Source organism: Streptomyces sp. NPDC001851 (assembly GCF_040297165.1).
In the GTDB taxonomy this organism is placed as follows: domain Bacteria; phylum Actinomycetota; class Actinomycetes; order Streptomycetales; family Streptomycetaceae; genus Streptomyces.
The window spans coordinates 1-18,456 of sequence record NZ_JBEOYR010000050.1 but is presented as its reverse complement, the minus strand read 5'-3'; the positions used below and the strand labels follow the sequence as shown (position 1 = coordinate 18,456).

The 18,456-nt window shown below is 71.9% G+C and carries 17 protein-coding genes; 8 read left to right on the top strand and 9 right to left on the bottom strand.

What is annotated here, in order from left to right; translation table 11 throughout:
* The first annotated feature begins 87 nt into the window (after positions 1-87).
* Complete coding sequence (locus ABT171_RS40565) at positions 88-861, top strand: IclR family transcriptional regulator (protein ID WP_351251834.1); 774 nt, start codon at positions 88-90, stop codon at positions 859-861.
* Entirely contained in the window at positions 858-1,706 is an 849-nt protein-coding gene (locus ABT171_RS40560) for an SMP-30/gluconolactonase/LRE family protein (RefSeq protein ID WP_351251833.1), read from the top strand. Before ABT171_RS40565 ends, ABT171_RS40560 begins: the two co-directional genes overlap by 4 nt.
* A gap of 4 nt (positions 1,707-1,710) precedes the next feature.
* Here ABT171_RS40560 and ABT171_RS40555 read toward each other — a convergent pair whose 3' ends face one another.
* From ABT171_RS40555 to ABT171_RS40530, 6 genes are all read right to left on the bottom strand, one after another.
* The gene (locus ABT171_RS40555; protein WP_351251832.1) at positions 1,711-3,108 is read right to left on the bottom strand and encodes an FAD-dependent oxidoreductase; all 1,398 of its coding nucleotides are present in this window, start codon (positions 3,106-3,108) and stop codon (positions 1,711-1,713) included.
* A 58-nt stretch (positions 3,109-3,166) separates the two neighbouring features.
* Positions 3,167-4,345 carry an MAB_1171c family putative transporter gene (locus ABT171_RS40550; protein ID WP_351251831.1) on the bottom strand — a complete coding sequence of 393 codons (1,179 nt, stop codon included), beginning with the start codon at positions 4,343-4,345 and terminating at the stop codon, positions 3,167-3,169.
* 64 nt (positions 4,346-4,409) lie between these two features.
* The gene (locus ABT171_RS40545; protein ID WP_351251829.1) at positions 4,410-5,591 is read right to left on the bottom strand and encodes an MAB_1171c family putative transporter; all 1,182 of its coding nucleotides are present in this window, start codon (positions 5,589-5,591) and stop codon (positions 4,410-4,412) included.
* A complete protein-coding gene (locus ABT171_RS40540) occupies positions 5,588-6,070 on the bottom strand; it encodes a toxin (RefSeq protein WP_351251827.1) in 483 nt (160 codons plus the stop codon). Before ABT171_RS40540 ends, ABT171_RS40545 begins: the two co-directional genes overlap by 4 nt.
* Positions 6,071-6,185: 115 nt before the next feature.
* On the bottom strand, positions 6,186-7,385 hold the full coding sequence (locus tag ABT171_RS40535; protein ID WP_351251854.1) for an MAB_1171c family putative transporter: 1,200 nt from the start codon (positions 7,383-7,385) through the stop codon (positions 6,186-6,188).
* A gap of 50 nt (positions 7,386-7,435) precedes the next feature.
* Positions 7,436-8,041, bottom strand: coding sequence for a toxin-antitoxin system, toxin component family protein (locus ABT171_RS40530; RefSeq protein ID WP_351251825.1), 606 nt, complete (start codon positions 8,039-8,041; stop codon positions 7,436-7,438).
* Positions 8,042-8,234: 193 nt separating this feature from the next.
* Between ABT171_RS40530 and arfA the strand changes: the two genes are divergently transcribed.
* The gene (gene arfA / locus ABT171_RS40525) at positions 8,235-9,755 is read left to right on the top strand and encodes an arabinosylfuranosidase ArfA (protein WP_351251823.1); all 1,521 of its coding nucleotides are present in this window, start codon (positions 8,235-8,237) and stop codon (positions 9,753-9,755) included.
* On the opposite strand, the gene ABT171_RS40520 is transcribed toward arfA, so the two are convergent.
* Positions 9,742-12,696, bottom strand: coding sequence for a glycoside hydrolase family 35 protein (locus ABT171_RS40520; protein WP_351251821.1), 2,955 nt, complete (start codon positions 12,694-12,696; stop codon positions 9,742-9,744). The two genes, arfA and ABT171_RS40520, sit on opposite strands and share 14 nt — an antisense overlap.
* Positions 12,697-12,771: 75 nt before the next feature.
* Here ABT171_RS40520 and ABT171_RS40515 point away from each other — a divergent pair, with 75 nt between their 5' ends.
* The 4 genes from ABT171_RS40515 (at position 12,772) to ABT171_RS40500 (ending at position 16,684) form a co-directional block, all read left to right on the top strand.
* On the top strand, positions 12,772-13,230 hold the full coding sequence (locus tag ABT171_RS40515; RefSeq protein ID WP_351251819.1) for an RrF2 family transcriptional regulator: 459 nt from the start codon (positions 12,772-12,774) through the stop codon (positions 13,228-13,230).
* A gap of 163 nt (positions 13,231-13,393) precedes the next feature.
* Entirely contained in the window at positions 13,394-14,047 is a 654-nt protein-coding gene (locus ABT171_RS40510) for a DUF4360 domain-containing protein (RefSeq protein ID WP_351251817.1), read from the top strand.
* 272 nt (positions 14,048-14,319) lie between these two features.
* A complete protein-coding gene (locus tag ABT171_RS40505) occupies positions 14,320-15,747 on the top strand; it encodes a family 2B encapsulin nanocompartment shell protein (protein WP_351251815.1) in 1,428 nt (475 codons plus the stop codon).
* Between the two features lie 61 nt (positions 15,748-15,808).
* Entirely contained in the window at positions 15,809-16,684 is an 876-nt protein-coding gene (locus ABT171_RS40500) for a geranyl diphosphate 2-C-methyltransferase (RefSeq protein WP_351251813.1), read from the top strand.
* 3 nt (positions 16,685-16,687) lie between these two features.
* Here the strand turns inward: ABT171_RS40500 and ABT171_RS40495 are convergent, their stop codons facing one another.
* Entirely contained in the window at positions 16,688-16,870 is a 183-nt protein-coding gene (locus ABT171_RS40495; RefSeq protein WP_351251811.1) for a DUF397 domain-containing protein, read from the bottom strand.
* Complete coding sequence (locus tag ABT171_RS40490; protein WP_351251809.1) at positions 16,867-17,703, bottom strand: helix-turn-helix domain-containing protein; 837 nt, start codon at positions 17,701-17,703, stop codon at positions 16,867-16,869. Before ABT171_RS40490 ends, ABT171_RS40495 begins: the two co-directional genes overlap by 4 nt.
* Positions 17,704-17,810: 107 nt before the next feature.
* Between ABT171_RS40490 and ABT171_RS40485 the strand changes: the two genes are divergently transcribed.
* Positions 17,811-18,290, top strand: a complete 480-nt coding sequence (locus tag ABT171_RS40485) for an ATP-binding protein (RefSeq protein ID WP_351251807.1) — start codon at positions 17,811-17,813, stop codon at positions 18,288-18,290.
* Positions 18,291-18,456 lie beyond the last annotated feature (166 nt).

The window sequence follows — 18,456 nt, the reverse complement described above, 5'->3', positions numbered from 1 at the left end:
GCAACTCTCCATGGCTAGCCTGTGTTCGTCATGCCGATCGCCTGTTGAAATCTCGAACAGGCGCTTACCCAAGGGAGGGGGCCGGACGTGGGACGCCTCGTGCCTGCCGTGACCCGGGCTCTCGACATTCTGGAGCTGTTCCTCGACGGGGACGGGACGCTCTCCGCCCCCGACATCGTGCGCAGGCTCCAGCTGCCGCGCACCACCGTGCACGAGCTGGTCACCACGCTCGCCGCACGGTCGTACATCGTGCAGGTGCCCGGTCAGCCCGGACGCTACCGGCTCGGCGTACGCCCGTACCAGCTCGGCAGCCGCTACGCCGAGCAGCTCGACCTCGCCGCCGAGGGCCAGCAGGTGGCCCGCTCGGTCGCCGAGACCTGCGACGAGACGGTGCACGTGGCGATCCTGGAGGGCACCGACGTCATCTACATCGCCAAGGTCGACTCCACGCACGCCGTGCGCATGGTCTCGGCCGCGGGCCGCCGGCTGCCCGCCCACTGCACCTCGGTGGGCAAGATGCTGCTGGCCTCGCTGCCGGAGCAGGAGCTCGCGGCCCGCATCCCGGACGGCGCCGAGCTGACCGCGATGACCCCCAACAGCATCACCGACCCCGGCGCGCTGCGGGAGGCGCTGGCGGAGATCCGGCAGCGGGGCCTCGCGGTGGAGAGCCGTGAGTCCAACCCGGACGTGAGCTGTGTGGCCGCCCCGGTCCGCGACCGCACCGGCCACGTCGTCGCCGCCCTCTCCATCTCCGTGCCGATGATCCGCTGGAGCGAGGAGCGCCGGGCCGAGCTGGAGCAGCTGGCGGTGAAGGGCGCGGCGGAGCTGTCGGAGCGGCTGGGCCACCGGAGCGCGGCGTGAGCGCCGGGTACGAGGTCGCCGTACGGGCCGAGGCGGAGCTGGGCGAGGGCCCGACCTGGGACCCGGCGACGGGCCGGCTGATCTGGCTGGACATCCTGGGCATGCGCGTGCACACCTACGACCCCGCCACCGGCCGTCGTACCGTGCGGACGACGGAGCAGCACGTGGGCGCGGCCAAGCCCCGCGAGGGCGGCGGCCTGGTGCTCAACCTGCGGGACGGCGTCGGGCTGCTGGACCCCGACGGCACGTTCCGCTGGCTGCACCACGAGCCGGTCGCCGGCCGCCGCGCGAACGACGCCGCGGTGGCGCCGGACGGCTCGCTGTGGGCGGGCACGATGCGGTACGACGAGGCGGCGGGCGGCGGCACGCTGAGCCGGCTGACGGGTGACGGGGCGGTGGAGACGGTGCTGCCCGACGTCACGGTCAGCAACGGCACGGCCTGGAGCCCCGACGGGCGCCTCATGTACTACGCCGACTCGCCGACCCGCCGGGTGGACGTCTTCGACTACGACGGGGAACGGGTCCATGGCCGCAGGCCGCTGGCCGGGATCGAGGAGGGCGCGGGCTTCCCCGACGGTCTGACGGTCGACGCGGACGGCTGTGTGTGGGTGGCGCTGTGGGACGGGGGAGCGGTGCGTCGCTACACGCCCCGCGGTGCGCTGGACCGGGTGATCAGCCTGCCCACGCCTCGTACGACGGCGTGTGCGTTCGGCGGCGCCGGCCTGACCGACCTGTACGTCACGACGGCCCGCACGGGGCTTTCGGCGCCGGACCCGCTGGCGGGCTCGCTGCTGGTGGTACCGGGCGCGGGCCGGGGCGTCGCCCAGCCGGCGTTCGCGGGCTGACCGTTCACCCGCGTGCGCGGTCCAGTTCCCCTACGACCTTCCACTCCTGTGCCGTCAGTGGCGGTCCCGGCAGCGCCGGGAGGAGCGGGCCGGCCAGGGCCGCGAGCATGGCGTCCGGGCGCAGCAGACGGGACGGTGCCGTCGCCAGGCTCGTCACGTCCCAGACGGCGGTGGCCGCTCGGTAGGAGCCGGTGGCCGCCTTCGTCATGCGGCGTGCGTACCGGGTGACCAGGTGATCCGCGAGGGCCGGCCGCGCGCCCCGCACCTGGGGGTACCAGACGTCCTGGCCCACGGCCATCGCCCAGGCCGCCGCGACCGACTTGGCGACCCCCCGCTGCACCCGCCGGGCCAGCCCGGGCGCACCGGCACCGCCGCGCCGCAGTTCCGCGCCCAGCACCCGGGCGCCGAGCGCGGCCACCGCCATGCCCTGGCCGTAGGCCGGGTTGAACGAGGCCACCGCGTCACCGAGCACGACGAACCCGTCGGGCCAGCGGCGGGCCTTCTCCGGGTAGCGCCGTATGTTGCTGGTGCTGCGGCTGATGTGCACCTCGGTGAGGGGCTCGGCGCCGGAGATCAGCCGGCCGACGAGCGGGTCGGGAAGGTCGAACGTGTACCGCAGGAAGCCCTCGGGGTCGGCCGGCGGTTCACCGCCCCGGGTGCCGGCGAGGCTCACCATCCAGCGGTCGCCCTCGATGGGCAGGACCATCCCGCTGCGCCCCGGCCGGCCCCGGTAGGGGTCGGCCTGGATGACCGTCACCGGAAACAGCTCGGCGCCGGCGGGCCTGCGGTAGATGCGGGTGGCATTGACGAGACCGGTGTCCACGGTCTTCTCCTGGATGCCCGGGACGCCGAGTTCCTCCAGCCACGTCAGGACCCGGGAGCCGCGCCCGTCGGCGGCGGCCACGAAGTCGGCTTCGAGTTCCCGCTCGCCGTCCGGCGTCGCCACGCGTACGCCCCGGACCCGGCCGGCGTCCCCGGTCAGTCCGCGTGCCTGCGCCTTCTGTATCCGCACGCCCGTGCCGGCCAGCACCGTGTCCCGTACGACCCAGTCCAGCAGCGCCCGGCTGCAGCTGAGCATGCGGGGCCCCGCATGCCGCCAGCGGCGGAACCAGCCCTCCGGGGTGAGGGCCACGAGGTCCTGGCCGAGGGCGACTTCGCGGGCGCCGGCGGCCAGCAGCCGCTCGCGCATGCGCATCCCGGGCACCAGGCCGTCCATGGCGGCCAGGCCGCCGGACATGAGGAGATGGGCATGGCGCCCCTGCGGGAGCCCACGGCGGTGCTCGGGACCGTCGGGCAGGTCGTCGCGCTCCAGCACGACCACCTCCTCCACCCAGCCGGACAGCGCCGCGGCGGCCAGCATGCCGGTCAGTCCGGCACCGATGACGACGGCTCTGCGCGGCATGGGGCTCCTCGAATCATCCGGGAACGGACCGGCCGAGCCCGGAGCGGGCCGCGAAGGTTCAGCCATGGGAGGTCCTCACCGAACCCTCGCCCACGGCTCCCGCGGTGTGCCGCACGGTCTCCAGGGCCCGCGCCAGTTCCACGAGGCCGCTCGGCCCGGACACCTCCGTCGCGTACAGGCGGCTGCCGCTCGGCACCTCGGGCGGCTCCTCGCCGACGGCGGCGCACCGCGCGGCGTCCGCGACCATGGCGGCCTCCGCGGCGACCCGCGCCTCGTGCGGCCCGCGTCCCGCCCGCCGCGCGGCCTCGCGTGCCTTCTCCCGGACGCGGTCGTCGAAGTACGGGGCGAGCGCCAGCAGCGCGTCGTGGATGGACACCTCGCGCCAGTGCAGCCGCTCCTGCGGCAGCTGCCACCACGAGCTGGGCGGCTTGGGGGCGATGGAGGCGAACCGCAGCTGCGCCCACAGCGGTTCGAGCCGGCGGTAGTCGCCGAGGCTGCGCCACTGGGCGAGGACCGCGGGCAGCAGCCTGGGCAGGGCGAAGCCCGCGGAACACAGCAGGGCGGCCAGCGACGCCGCCGGCGGGGCGAGGCTGGTGGACAGGAAGTCCAGGTCGTGCCCCGTCCAGCGGGCCACGATCGCCGTGTACTTGGTGAGCTCGAAGCCGACGGCGTCCAGCAGCCCGCCGACGAGGATCAGCCGCAGACCGGTCCGCAGCAGCCCGGTGACCTCGCGCCCCCATTTCACGCACATCGTGCACATCACCAGGATCGCCGCGCTGTGCCCGAGCATGTAGAGCAGGATCATCTCCCGCATGCCCGCCGTGTTCGCGTAGTACGTGTCGAGGTCGCGCAGCCGCTCCGTGTGCGCGTCCGCGAGCGCGAACAGCACGACGATGGCGGCGATCAGCGCTCCGTAGGCGGCCACACAGCGCAGCACCGCCCGCCGCAGCCGCTCGCGCGGCCCGCCCCGCCAGTGGATCAGCAGGACGACCAGCGAGCAGCTGTACGCCGAGAGCATGCCGTACGTGAGCGGCGCACCGAAGTTCGGTATGCCGGTGACCTCGTTGACGGTGGCCAGCGTCAGCGGGGCCGAGCAGACGAAGACGAGACCGCCCAGCGCGACCGCGGCGGACGTCGACACGGTCAGCGGGTTCCACGGGGCGGTGCGGGGCCGGCGGAAGAGGAGGGCGGAGGACAGCACGAGAGCCCCGGCCGCCACGTACACGACGAGATTCACGGCCGCGCCCTCCCATCGGCTCGGTGCGCGGCCCCGCGGGACGCGCGTGACGCCCGGACCCGCCTCATGCGGTGCCCGTCGGCGTCGTCGTGCCGTGCACCCGGGCGGACGCTATCAGCGGCGAGGTGGCCAGGGCGTCGGCGATGTCGACGAGCGCCGCGGGACCGGGGGCGCGGACCGACAGGAGGTCGGTCTCGTCCCACGGTGCCAGGGGCCGCTCGCGGTGGCGTTCCGCTTCGACCGCCGCCGCGACCACCGCCGCCCACGCGACCGACTCGGCGCGTCCCGCGTCGCCCGTCTCCCGCAGGGCGCTCGCGCGGACCCGCTCGTACAGGTCCCGGTCGAAGTACGCGTCCAGGTGGCCGAGCGCGTTGTGGATGCTGGTCTGCAGCCACACCAGCCGGGTGGCCGGCGTGACCCAGCGGGGCCGCGGCAGCCGGAGCGAGCGGCGGGTGAGCAGTTCGTCCAGTTCGCGCTCCAGGGGCCGCAGACGCGCGCACGTCCGCCGGGACCGCCGCCACTCCGTCACGAGAGGCCAGCCCAGGGGGATCAGGATGCCCGTGACGGTGAGGAGCGCGCCGATCCCGGCGGCCACCGGGGAGGCCGTCGTCCCGAGCCGCGACCAGTCGGCCCCGCACCAGCGGGCGATCACGGCGGTGAACTTGGTGATGCTGTACCCGGCGCTGCACAGCGCCCCGGCGCCCAGCATGACCAGCCCCACCCGCAGCCGGCCGGCGACCTGGCGCGCCCAGCGCAGGGCGGACACCGCGGTGACCCCGGCTGCGGCGAGGTGCCCGGCCAGGTACAGCACGATCATCTCGGCGAGGAACGGCGTCGTCGCGTAGTAGGTGTCCAGGTCGGTACGGCGCTCCACCGGCGCGTCGCCCAGCGCGAACGTGACGGCGACACCGAGGACGACGAGGGCGTAGGCGGCGATCCACCGGCGGGCGGTCCGCCGCACCCGCGGCCCGCCCCGCCAGTGCACGACGAGGAGCTGGGAGGCGGCGCTGTACGCCGTGATCGCGGCATAGGTCAGCGGGGCGGCGAGGTTGGGCACGCCGCTGAGCCGGTTGACGAAGCCCACGGTCGGCGGGGCCCCGAGGAGGAAGCACAGCCCGGCCAGGGCCAGCACGGCGCAGATCGCCCGCAGATACGGATCCCGCCAGTGGCGGGCCAGGTCGGGCGACTTCACCGCGAGTCCCAGCCACAGCGCCCCGCAGCTGACGTAGTTGATCAGGCCGCTCACCGCTCGGTCCCACGGTAGTTGAGAGCGGCGGCTATCCGCCCGGCCAGGCCCTGGGCGCCGTCGCCGGGTTCGGCGAACACCGAATCCGCGGAGGCCTCCAGCCACGGGCGCAGCCGCCGGCCCATCAACATGCCGAACTGGTCGGCCGCCTGCTCCTCGACCAGACTGAAGTCGGTGCGCGCCGCGCCGGCGTGACCCTGGTTCATGTGCCACACCTCGTGACAGAAGATGACGATCTGATGCCACACGGCGGCCCGCCGGTCGACGACCACGTCGTCGTGCGTCTCCCGCTCCAGCCACAGTCCGCTGGCCGTGTGCGGCGGGAAGACCCGCTTGTGGACGACGACCTCGCGGCCCCGCCACGCGCTGACGGAGGCGACCAGGGCGTCGAAGAGAGCCTCCGGGTCCGCCGGGACCGGGACCCGGAGGGGGCCGATGAGGGTGTCGGCGAGCCGACGCATCTCCCTGGTGGTACGCACCCTGCTCTCCGTCATCTCGCCGCTGTCACCCGTGCAATATGCCAAGACTCGGCTCGTCTCGGCCACTCCGTGCCGGAAATCCGCCCGTACGTCTGTGCCGCGGCCCGGCCGTCCCTCACCCGGGGGCCCGGGTGCCGGCCGTGGTGACGCCCGCGCGTGCGCGCACCGCCTCGACGGCGTCCGGGTGGCGCAGTGCGCGGGAGACCGGGCCGATCTCCCGGAGCAGGTCCGTCGCGTCGGTGTCCGCCGTGCCCTCGTCGGACCGCGGCCGTGCGCGCTGCTCCACCGCGTCCAGGATCGTCACCGCCGCCGCCAGTGCCTTGGCCCGGTCCGGCGGGTGACCGAGGGCGAGCGCGGCGGCGTACGACCGGCGGCGCAGGTCCTCGTCGATGCGGCGGCCGAGGGGCAGCAGCATGTCCCGGATGAACGTCTCGCGGCGCGTCAGCCGCAACTCCGGGCGGGCCCGCAGCAGCAGGGGCACCCCCTCCCCCTTGACGCTGCGCATCAGCAGGTACAGCGGGCGGAGTTGGCGGTGGGCGAGCCGGACCCGCCAGCGGTCGTGCAGGTACTGGCCGACGTGCGGCAGGATGAAGCCGACCGCGATCAGGACGGCCGACAGACAGGCGACCGGCGGCGCGACACCGGTGCTCAGCCAGTCCAGGTCGTGTCCCGTCCAGCGGGCCGTGACCGCGATGAGTTTGACGGCGTCGAACACCAGGTTCGTGCCGTAACCCGCACCCAGCGAGACCAGTCCCCAGCGCAGCCAGGAGTCGAGCAGCCCGTCGGTGCTCACCCAGTTCCAGATGAGCCGGGACGTGATGAGCGCCGTGGTGCAGTGCGCGAGCAGGTAGAGCAGGATCTCCTCGCGCATGTACGGGGTGTTGGCGTAGTACGTGTCCAGGTCGGTGCGCCGCTCGACGGGCACGTCCGCGAGCGCGAACAGCACCCACAGCGCGACGATCACCCCGGAGTACACGGCGATCACCCGGCGCTGGGCGCGGCGGGTGACGGCCGAACGGTCGGACAGTCCGTGGCGCCAGGCGGTGATCAGCAGCAGGCAGGACGCGCAGAACGCGGTGAGCAGTGAATAGACCAGCGGCGCCGCGATGTTGGGAACACCGGCGACCCGGTTGGTCCAGGCGATCGTGGACGGCGTCACGAACACGAACACCGCGCAGGCGAGCAGCAGCAGACCGCCGACCGCGCGCAGCAGCGGGTCCTTCCACAGCCGGATGATCGTGGGCAGCTTGATCGCCAGCGCGGTGGCCAGCACCGCGGTCGCGACCCAGAACGCGACGGAGGACTCGCCGGGCATCCCCGCCGAGCCCAGCCGGCCGGCCAGGGCGGAGGCCGGACGGGCGCAGGTCACCGCGGGCCCTCCGCGCGCCCCCGGTGGCCGAGGGACCGCTGGACGGGGCCGAGCGGCCGGTCCGTGCCGCGGGACAGCCGGGGCCGGAAGGCGGTGGCGAGCAGGTGCCCGAACATGTCGGCGTCGGCCTCGTCCCGCTCCCGGGAGCCGTCGCGGGCGGCGACGGCGAGCGCGGCCGCACGCAGGCCGGGCTCCCCGGCCAGCACCCGGGACGCGGCCGCGCCGGCGCCGGGGTGGTGGCGGTGACCGGCGTGCATGTGCCACAGCTCATGGCCGAGGATGACCAGTTGCTGCACTCCTTCGGCCCTCTCCTCGACGATGACGAGATCGAAGTCGTGGAACTCCACCCACAGGCCCGTGACCGCGAGTTCGTCGGGGAACCGCTCGAAGCGCAGCTGGACGGGCCGTCCGCCCCGCAGGGTGCTCATCGTCGCGCACAGCGCCCGGCACAGCTCCCGCGCGTCGGCGGGAGGACGGTGACGGTCCCGGACCGCGGCGGCGAAGTGGGCCGTCAGCCGGCGCATCGTCAGGCCGGCCGGCGAGCGCCGGCGCAGCCTCCCGGCCAACCGGGCCGCACTTCTCCGCGCGCCCGCGATGCCCATCGCGCCCCCTTCTCGCCGACGATCGGCAGCCGTTCGAGCCTACGGGGAAGGGCGTGTCCGCGTCAGGTGATCCGGCGCGCTTTCCCCGGGGCCGCGGGGCGGAGGTCCCCCGCCCCATTGACGCGGAAGCGCCGGAGACCTACGGTCCCGTTCGACTTCGCGAGCGTTATCCGACATCTCGAACGGGGACCTCATGAGCGAGAACACCGCCCGCTTCACCCTCGACCCCGCCTTCACCGTCGGCCGGGTGAACCCCCGTGTCTTCGGCTCCTTCGTGGAACACCTCGGCCGCTGCGTGTACACCGGCGTCTTCGAGCCCGGTCACCCCGCGGCCGACGCCGAAGGCCTCCGTACCGACGTGCTGGACCTCGTCCGCGAACTCGGCGTCACAGTGGTCCGCTACCCGGGCGGCAACTTCGTCTCCGGCTACAGGTGGGAGGACTCCGTGGGTCCGGTCGACGACCGCCCCCGGCGTCTGGACCTGGCCTGGCACTCCACCGAGACCAACCGCTTCGGCCTGTCCGAGTACATGGCGTTCCTGAGGAAGCTCGGCCCCCAGGCCGAGCCGATGATGGCGGTGAATCTCGGTACCCGCGGTGTCGCCGAAGCCCTCCAGCTCCAGGAGTACGCCAACCACCCCGCCGGCACCGCACTCTCCGACCTCCGCGCGGCCCACGGCGACAAGGACCCCTTCGGTATCCGGCTGTGGTGCCTCGGCAACGAGATGGACGGCCCCTGGCAGACCGGCCACAAGACGGCCGAGGAGTACGGCCGGCTCGCCGCCGAGACGGCGCGGGCCATGCGCCAGGCCGACCCCGCCGTCGAACTGGTCGTCTGCGGCTCCTCCACCCAGGCCATGCCCACCTTCGCCGCGTGGGAGGCGACCGTCCTCCAGGAGACCTACGACCTGGTCGACCACATCTCCCTGCACGCCTACTACGAACCCGTCGACGGCGACGTGGACTCCTTCCTCGCCTCGGCCGTCGACATGGAGTCGTTCATCGAGAACGTGGTGGCGACCGCCGACCACGTCGGCGCGAAGCTCAAGTCCAAGAAGAGGATCAACCTCTCCTTCGACGAGTGGAACGTCTGGTACCTCTCCCGCTGGGAGGAGCACGCCAGGACGATCGCCCCGTCCGACTGGCCCGAGGCGCCGCGCCTCCTGGAGGACAACTACAGCGTCACCGACGCCGTCGTCCTCGGCTCCCTCCTCATCGCCCTGCTCCGGCACGCCGACCGCGTCACCGTCGCCTGCCTCGCCCAGCTGGTCAACGTGATCGCCCCGATCATGACCGAGCCGGGCGGCCCGGCCTGGCGGCAGACCACGTTCTTCCCGTTCGCGCAGGCCTCGAAGCACGGCCGGGGCGAGGTGCTCGACGTGCGGGTGGACTCGCCGACGTACCCGACGAAGAAGTACGGCGAGACGGACCTGCTGCACGCCACGGCCGTCCGCGCGGCCGACGGCACGGTCACGGTCTTCGCCGTCAACCGCAGCCGCACGCGGCACCTGCCGCTCGAAGTCGCCCTCGGGGCAACGGGGTTGACGGAAGTCACCGAGCACAGCGCGCTCGCGGACGCCGACCCCGACGCCCGCAACACGGCCGACGACCCCGAGCGGGTCACCCCGCACCCCGTCGAGGGCACGGTCCTGCGGGACGGCACCCTCACCGCCGTACTGGAGCCGCTGTCCTGGAACGTGATCAGACTGGCGTGACCGGCACGCCGCCGCTCGCCCTGCCGAGCAGCGTCAGGCTCACCTCGCCCGGCCCCGACAGCGTGGTGAACTCCGACAGGACCGCCAGCGCCAGGGTGTTGGTGCCCCGGGTGCGCAGGACGCCGTTCGGCAGGACGAAGGTGTGCTGCGGGCCCACGTTGTTGATGTACTGGCCCAGGTTCCAGCCGTTGAGGAAGATCTGCGCCCGGTAGGCCCGGTACGGGTCGTCGTCCAGGGTCAGCCCGATCGAGGCGTCGACGTCGGACGGCACCGACAGCCGGAACGTGGTCCGGTACCAGGTGACGCCCTGGTACCGGGCGGCGCGCGGGAAGGTCACCTTCTCCCAGTCGTGGTCCCGGAAGCCGGGCAGGTGCCAGCCCTCCCGCTCGCCGTACAGGCCGCCGTTGTTCATCGGGCCGCGGACGGGGTCGGGGGCCTTCTCGCCCTGGATCCGCCACCGCACCTTCGGGGACGCGCCCTTGAAGGAGGCCGCCGTGAGGCCCCGGGCCACCTTGTGCGTGTCGAGCCCCTTGCCGTCCTGGTCGTGCTGCATGCGCCGCACGAGCACGGACAGCACATGCCGGCCGGGCGAGCGCAGCGCCTCCCGCACCGGGAAGGCGGCCGTCGCCGCCCAGCTGCCCTTGCGTACGGTCGTGTCCTTGTCCGGCACCGGCATCCGGTGGGTGCCCAGCGGCTCGCCGTCCAGCCAGGCCATCAACAGCCCCTGGGTGCCGGTGCTGTAGGCGAGCGCGATCTCCTCCAGGCCGGTGGAGTCGGTGAAGGAGCCGCGGTACCAGACGTCGCCGTAGTGGAAGCCGTAGTCGTCGGCGAAGAGGACCGGCTGGCCGTCGGGGACCGGGGTGGTGCTGAACGACGACTTCTTGTCGGCGGCCTTCCACCCGGAGTCGTCGAAGCTCGGCCCGGCCTCCGGGTTCTCCCTGCGCATCCGCCAGCCGCCCAGCCCGGGCAGCTTCACCTCGGGCGCGCCGGGCAGCAGGCCGGTGGTCAGCAGGCTGCCGGCCAGGGTGACCCGGGTGGGCAGGGGGCGGCCGTTCCACACCAGGGTGCGGATGCCCCGCGGTCCCCACACCTCCACACTCGTCGTCTCGGTGACGTCACCGGTCAAGTGGACCTCGGAACCGCGGAGTTCCACGTGCCGCAGCAGCGCCGGGCCGTACACCAGCACGGTCCCGGACGGGGTGTCGTACGGGAAGAGGCGTGGGGCGGTGGCGTCGTCGGTGAAGAGCAGCAGCAGCGGGGTCTCCGTCTCGCCCTTCTGCACCAGGACCCGGGTCAGTCCGCCCTCGCCGAGCGGCACGTTCACATGCAGCTCGTCGCCGGCGAAGACCCAGGCGGCCTCCGGGTCCAGCCGCATGACGCTCGGCTCGACCGGGCACTTCAGCACCAGTTCGGCCATGTCGCCGTGCGGCCCCGAGAAGACGGCGATGTCCTGCCGCCCCGCCGTCACGCACAGGACGGGCTGGGCGGTCGCGTACTTCAGCGTCCGCTCGCCCAGCCTCAGCCCGGTCGTGAACAGCCGGGCGTCCCTGCCGGGCACGGTGATCCGCAGCCGGCCGGCGTCGGTCGGCAGGTCCGTCGTGACCGCGCCCGTGCCGTCGTTGCGGGCGACGTAGACGTGCGCGCCGGTGTCCGGGTTGGCCAGGTGGTAGACCTTCAGCCCCTTGGCGTGCACGTCCGCCGCCCGGTCCAGCTTGGCGAAGTCGGGCACGCGCTGGAGCAGGTGCCCGAGCTGGTGCATCGGCGCGATCTTGTCGGTGACGCCTCGGCCCTCGTCGATGGCGGCGCCGTAGTCGTACGACGTGTAGACGACCGGCGCGGGCAGCCAGCCCCAGGAGGTCCCGCCGAAGGTCATGTACACGTTGTGCAGGGTGAGCCCGTTGGCGAGGTTGGTCAGGTAGAAGCGCCGCTCGTAGGCCGCGTCCCGGGTGCGCCGCGACTCGGCGTACCCCTTGCCGTCGAACCAGGCGCCGCCCCACGGGTCGAACCAGCCGCCGCCGAACTCGGGCACGAAGCCGGGCGTGGCCGGCGAGGCGCTGGCCCCGCCCTTCGGCCCGCCGGGCCCGAACGTCCCCCAGTCCGGCGGGGTCTTGGACGGCGACGGATACCCGTCGAAGCCGTACAGCCAGCCGCCCTTCTCGCCGCCGGTGTCGAACGAGCCGGGCACCCAGTAGCCGTTCCTGCCCTTGTCGTTGTGGAACAGCGGAACGTCGATGCCGTCCGCCCGCACCTTCTTGTACAGGTGGGACATGTACGCCCGGCCGATGGCGTCGTCGGCGTGGGCGTCGTACTCGTTCTCGATCTGGTACAGCAGGACCGTGCCGGTGCCCTGGGTGAACAGGTGCCTGCGGACGATCCGGTTGACCTGGGTCAGCCACTCGTCCACGTGCCCGAGATAGGCCGGGTCGTCGGTGCGTGCCCTGCCCTTCGTCACCGTCAGCCAGCCGGGGAAGCCGCCGGCGTCGACCTCGGCGTTGATGTACGGGCCGGGCCGCAGGATGACGTACAGACCCGTCTCGGCGGCCATGCGCAGGAACAGGTCCAGGTCCCGTACACCGGTGAAGTCGTAGGTCCCCGGGGCGGGGGAGTGGTAGTTCCAGGCCACGTAGATGCTCACGGCGTTGTACCCGTGGGCCCGCATCTTCTGCAGCACGTCCCGCCACAGGGAGGGGCTGGGCAGCCGGAAGGGGTGCATCTCGCCGGACCACACCACCAGCCGTCTGCCGTCCACGAGCAGGGAGTACCGGTCGTAGCCGATGGTGTGCCGTTCGCCGTCGGCGCGCGGCGGGGCGGGCGCCGGGCCGGTCGGCACACTGCGCGCCGCGTACGCCGAAGGCGCCCCGGGGCCGCCGCTGCCGCCCAGGGCGAGCCCGAGCGCGGCCGAGCCGGCCAGGGCACTGAAAGTACGTCTGCTGAGCGCCAAGGTGGATCCTCCCGGGCGATCTTACGGGGCGCGGGTGCGGCCATTCTCCATGCGGCGACGGCCCACAATGGATCCATGAGGATCTCGGCACGGGCGGATTACGCGGTACGGGCGGTACTGGAGCTGGCCGTACGGCAGGGTAACGGCCCGGTGAAAGGGGAGGAAATCGCCTCCGCGCAGGGCATCCCGCACAAGTTCCTGGAAGGGATCCTGGGCGATCTGAGGCGCGGCGGGATCGTCGGCAGCCGGCGTGGCGGGGGCGGCGGCTACCGGCTGGCGCGGGATGCGGCGGCGGTCACTGTGGCGGATGTCATCCGCGCCGTGGACGGCCCGATCGTGTCGGTACGGGGAGAACGGCCGACGGGCCTGGCGTACACGGGAACGGCACGGCCGCTCCTGCCCCTCTGGATCGCCCTGCGCGCCAATGTGCGCCGCATCCTCGAAGGCGTCACCATCGCCGACCTCGCGGCGGACGCGCTGCCGGAGCCCGTCCGGGCGCTGGCGGCGGAGCCGGGGGCGTGGGAGAACCCGTGACGGTCCGGTGCGGCGGGCCGGCGCAACGGGCCGGTGTGAACGGCCGCTTGTGAATGGCCGGAGTCGGCCCTCCCGGGGGTGAGCGGGGCTTCCTACGATGCGGAGCGCTCAGCCTCTCCACAGGTTCCACACAGACCCCCCACTCCTCGACACGGGAGAAGACATGGCTGGTGGCCTCCTCCTGAGCGGCGCCGTTGCGGCGCTGCTCACCACCGCACTGCCCGCCCGCACACCCGCCTCCGGTGTGTTCGACAACCCGCCCCCGGACAAGATCGTCATAGATGTGGCGACGGTGAACGGCTCCGGCTGTCCCGCGGGCACGGCCGCGGTCGCCGTCTCGCCGGACAACACCGCCTTCACGGTGACCTACAGCGACTACCTGGCCCAGGCCGGCGGCAACTCCGACCCCACGGCCTACCGCAAGAACTGCCAGCTCAACCTGGTCGTCCACGTCCCCCAGGGCTTCACCTACGCCGTGGCCAGCGCCGACTACCGCGGCTTCCTCTCGCTCCAGCCCGGCGCGAGCGCCACCCAGAAGGCCTCGTACTACTTCCAGGGCTCCTCGCAGACCGTGCCCAGGGCCCACCCGTTCAGCGGCGCGTACAACGACGACTGGCAGGCCACCGACAGCACGGACTGGGCCCAGCTGGTCTGGGCGCCCTGCGGCGTCCTGCGCAACTTCAACATCAACACCGAGCTGAGAGTCAACGCCGGCACCTCGTCCCCCGGCAAGGTCAGCTTCATGACGATGGACTCGACGGACGGGGACATCAGCACGGTGTACCACCTGGCGTGGAAGCAGTGCCCGAACGGCTAGGCGGGCACCCGCCACGCCGGTCACTCTGAGTGTGCGCCAACTCCGGGCGACTCCCGTCGGTGAGCGGTCATCCAGGGGTTGACCTGCGGAAACGTTCGACCTGGAGCTTTGTGTGCCGGGGGCGCGCGAGGGGCGCATGCTCTCCATGCGCAGTGCCTCGCGCGCCGCCCGAGGCGATTACTCAACGTAAACGAGCTCTGCTACTTCTGTGTACGCAGCGTGACGGCAGCAGGTCGTCGCGTCTCCCGTGCCATGGAAGACGAGGTAGAGCCATGCCCCTCGACACAGTGACCGCGGCGGCGGCCCCGGAGTCGGAGCAGCAGCGCGAGCAGCAGAGCCTCAGCACCGCGGCGGCGCGCAATCTCGCCACGACCACCAAGTCCGAACCCCAGATGCAGGGCATCAGCTCCCGCTGGGCGAGCCGCATCCTGCCGTGGGTGAACGTGCCCGGCGCGACCTACCGGGTCAACCGCCGTCTCTCCTTCACCGTCGGCGACGGCCGGGTGAGCTTCGTGAAGACCGGCTCCAAGGTCCAGGTGGTCCCCGAGGAACTCGGCGAACTGCCGCTGTTGCGCGGCTTCTCGGACGCCGGCGCGCTCGGTGCGCTGGCCGACAGGTTCGTGCAGAAGGAGTTCGCCCCCGGCCAGGTCATCGTGCAGGAGGGCCGCAAGGCCGACCAGGTGTACCTGATCGCGCACGGCAAGGTCGAGAAGATCGGCGAGGGTCCGTACGGCGACGAGTCCGTCATCGGACTGATGGCCGACGGGGACACCTTCGGCGGCCAGGTGCTCGCCGGGCCGGGCAGGAAGTGGGAGTTCACGGCCCGTGCCCAGACCGCCACGACGGTCCTCGCGCTGCCGCTGGCCGCGTACAAGGCCATCGCCGACCGCTACGAGGCGCTGCGCCGGCACGTGCAGCACATCAGCTCCGACGGGCAGCGCAAGCTGAACCGCTCGGGTGAGGCGGAGATCGAGCTCAGCTCGGGGCACGCGGGCGAGCCGACGCTGACGCAGACCTTCGCCGACTACGAACTCAGGCCGCGCGAATACGAGTTGAGCGTCGCCCAGACGGTGCTGCGGGTGCACAGCCGGGTCGCCGACCTCTACAACGAGCCGATGAACCAGACCCAGCAGCAGCTGCGGCTGACCATCGAGGCGCTGCGCGAGCGGCAGGAGTACGAGCTGATCAACAACGAGGAGTTCGGCCTGCTCAACAACGCCGAGTTCGACCAGCGGATCTCCACGTACTCGGGCCCGCCCGCCCCGGACGACATGGACGAGCTGCTCAGCATGCGGCGCAAGACCCGCTGCTTCCTCGCCCACCCCAAGGCCATCGCCGCGTTCGGCCGCCAGTGCAACAAGCGGGGCATCTACTTCGGCAGCGTCGAACTGAACGGCAACCACCTGCCCGCCTGGCGCGGAGTGCCGCTGCTGCCGTGCAGCAAGATCCCGATCACCGGGCAGGGCACGACGTCGATCATCGCCATGCGCACCGGCGAGGACGACCAGGGCGTCATCGGCCTCTACCAGACCGGCATCCCGGACGAGGTCGAGCCCGGCCTCAACGTCCGCTTCATGGGCATCGACGAGAAGGCGATCATCTCGTACCTGGTCAGCACCTACTACTCGGCGGCCGTCCTGGTGCCCGACGCCCTCGGCATCCTGGAGAACGTCGAGATCGCCCGGACGAACGGGGGCTGACGACGGTGTCGCCGATCCCCCGGGTCACGGCACCCGCCCCGTCCCACGCGTAAGGAACCCCATGTCCAAGATCTCCACCCAGATGGAAAGCATCGCCATGGGCGATGTACTGCGCACCGAGTACCAGAAGTCGGTCGCGGAGTACTGGAACAGGGAGAAAGCCCCCGTCAACATCAAGCTCGGCGAGGTCGACGGCCTCTACCACCACCACTACGGCCTCGGCGAGTGGGACCCCTCGGTCCTCGCCGGCCCGCCCGAGAGCAGCGACCAGCGCATCATCGAGGAACTGCACCGCCTGGAGACCGCGCAGGCCGAGGTGCTCCTCGACCACCTCGGCGACATCACCCCGGACGACCGTCTGCTGGACGCCGGTTCCGGCCGCGGCGGCACCGGCTTCATGGCCAACGCGCGCTTCGGCTGCCACGTGGACGGCGTCAGCATCTCGGAGCAGCAGGTCGGCTTCGCGAACGACCAGGCGCGGCAGCGGGGCGTGGCCGACAAGGTCCGCTTCCACTTCCGCAACATGCTCGACACCCGCTTGCAGAGCGAGTCGCGCCGGGCCGTCTGGACCAACGAGACGACCATGTACGTCGACCTGTTCGAACTCTTCGCCGAGTTCTCGCGCCTGCTGGAGTACGGCGGACGCTACGTCTGCGTCACCGGCTGCTCCAACGACGTCACCGGCATGCGCTCCAAGGCCGTCAGCAGGATCGACGAGCACTACACCTGCAACATCCACCCGCGCAGCGAGTACTTCAGGGCACTCGCGGCGAACGACCTGGTGCCGATCCAGGTGGTCGACCTGACCCCCGACACCCTCCCCTACTGGGAACTGCGCGCCAAGTCCTCCGTGGCCACGGGCATCGAGGACGCGTTCCTGACGGCCTACAAGGAGGGCAGCTTCCACTACCTCCTCATCGCGGCCGACCGGATCTGACGGTCACGCGCCGGCGTGCGTGACGAATGCCGACCAGGCGGTGGGGGAGAGGGCGAGCTGGGGGCCCTCGTCGGTTTTGGAGTCACGTACGTGGATGGTGGTCGGGCATACGGCGACCTCGACGCAGTTGTCGCCAGAGCCGCTGCTGTAGCTGCTTTTGAACCACGCCAGTTCGGAGGTGCTCATAGGTCTCCTCGGATCCGTTGCAGCAGGCTCACGGAGTCCCGGATGGTGAGAGCCTGTGAACGCATACTGGCATACCGGCTCTGGAGAACGCTGATCACGTTCAGGTCGGCGATGAACTGGCCGCTTTCCTGTCCCTCGCTGTAGGCGAACCACTTGTGCTTCGGGGTCTCAAGCAACGCGATGGGCCCGTGCAGTCCGGCGTGGGACTGTTGGACGAGCGGCATGATCTGGATCTGCACGTTCCGCAGTTGCGCCGTCTCCAGCACATGGTCGATGACCTCACGCGTGACCTGCGCCCCGCCTGTCTGCCTCAGGAACGCGTGCTCCTCGATGATGAAGTTGAACGCGGTGTTGGGCCGTTCGCGCAACAGGCACTGGCGCTTGGCGCGTGCCGCCCAACTCGCCTCGATCTGCTGGTCGTCCAGTGGCGGCAACTCGTCGGCGAACAACTGCCGTGCGTACGCCTCTGTCTGCAGCAGACCAGGGACCATCCGGCATTCGTAGTTGAAGAGGTGGATCGCGGTCTGCTCCAGTGCCGCCCACCGCCGGAACCAGGAAGCCAGCCCGGGCTCCCGCTCCAGAAAGGCCGCCGCTTTCCCCAGAGCCCCGGTGTTCCCCAGTACCGGTTCCGCCGCCTCGACGAAGTCCGGGTCGGGCATGCGCCTGCCCAACTCGATGGAGGCCACGGTGTGTTTGGAGTAGCCCACGAAGCCACCCAACTCCTCGCGGCTCAGCCCGTGATACTCCCGGAGGGCCTGAACGACCGCGCCGAACTGACGCAGACTCACCGACGACTCCGGCTCACCACCGTTTCCCGCACCCATGCCGCACATGCTTACGGCCAGTCACAAGTACTGTCCAGTCCGTAACCGCGTACGCTCCCGCAGCGTACGCGCGCCGTGCCTGGTGAACTCGCCTTCCCCTCCGACACATTGGCCCCATGGAACCCCCCTCCCCGCAGCTCGCCGACCGCACCTTCGCCCAGCGTCTCAGCTCCACCCCCCGAGGTGCCCGCCTCGCCCGCCACCTGGCCCTCGCCCAGCTCGACACCTGGGGCATCCCGCACGGCACCGAAGCCGCGGAGGCCGTCGCCCTGATCGTCGCCGAACTGGCCGCCAACGCCGTGACCCACGGTCGCGTGCCGGGGCGGGACTTCGAGGTGCGCCTGTCCCTCCGGGGCGGCTGTATCCGGGTCGAGGTGACCGACACCCGGGCCGAGCGCCGCCCGCCGGCCCCCGGCCGGGTACCCGATCCCGCACCCCTCGCGGAAGAGGGCCGCGGGCTGCTGCTGGTGGACGCGCTGGCCGACCGGTGGGAGGTGGTCGACCGGGATCCGCCCCGCAAGACGGTGCGGGCCGAGATCGACGTACCCCCGAGGCGCGCACCGCGTTCACTTGCATCTCATTGCAATGATGGGTGAGTCTCGTTGCGTTACCGTTCAGGAGCGTTGCAACACTTTTACGGCTGTGACCTGCATGAACAATATTCCTGCGCAACGAGCTTGTTGTGCGGGCCTGGAAAGCAACGTAGCGTTTCCGGTGTCAGAAACAACGAAGCGAACGCACCGGGAGAGCACGATGCAGAAG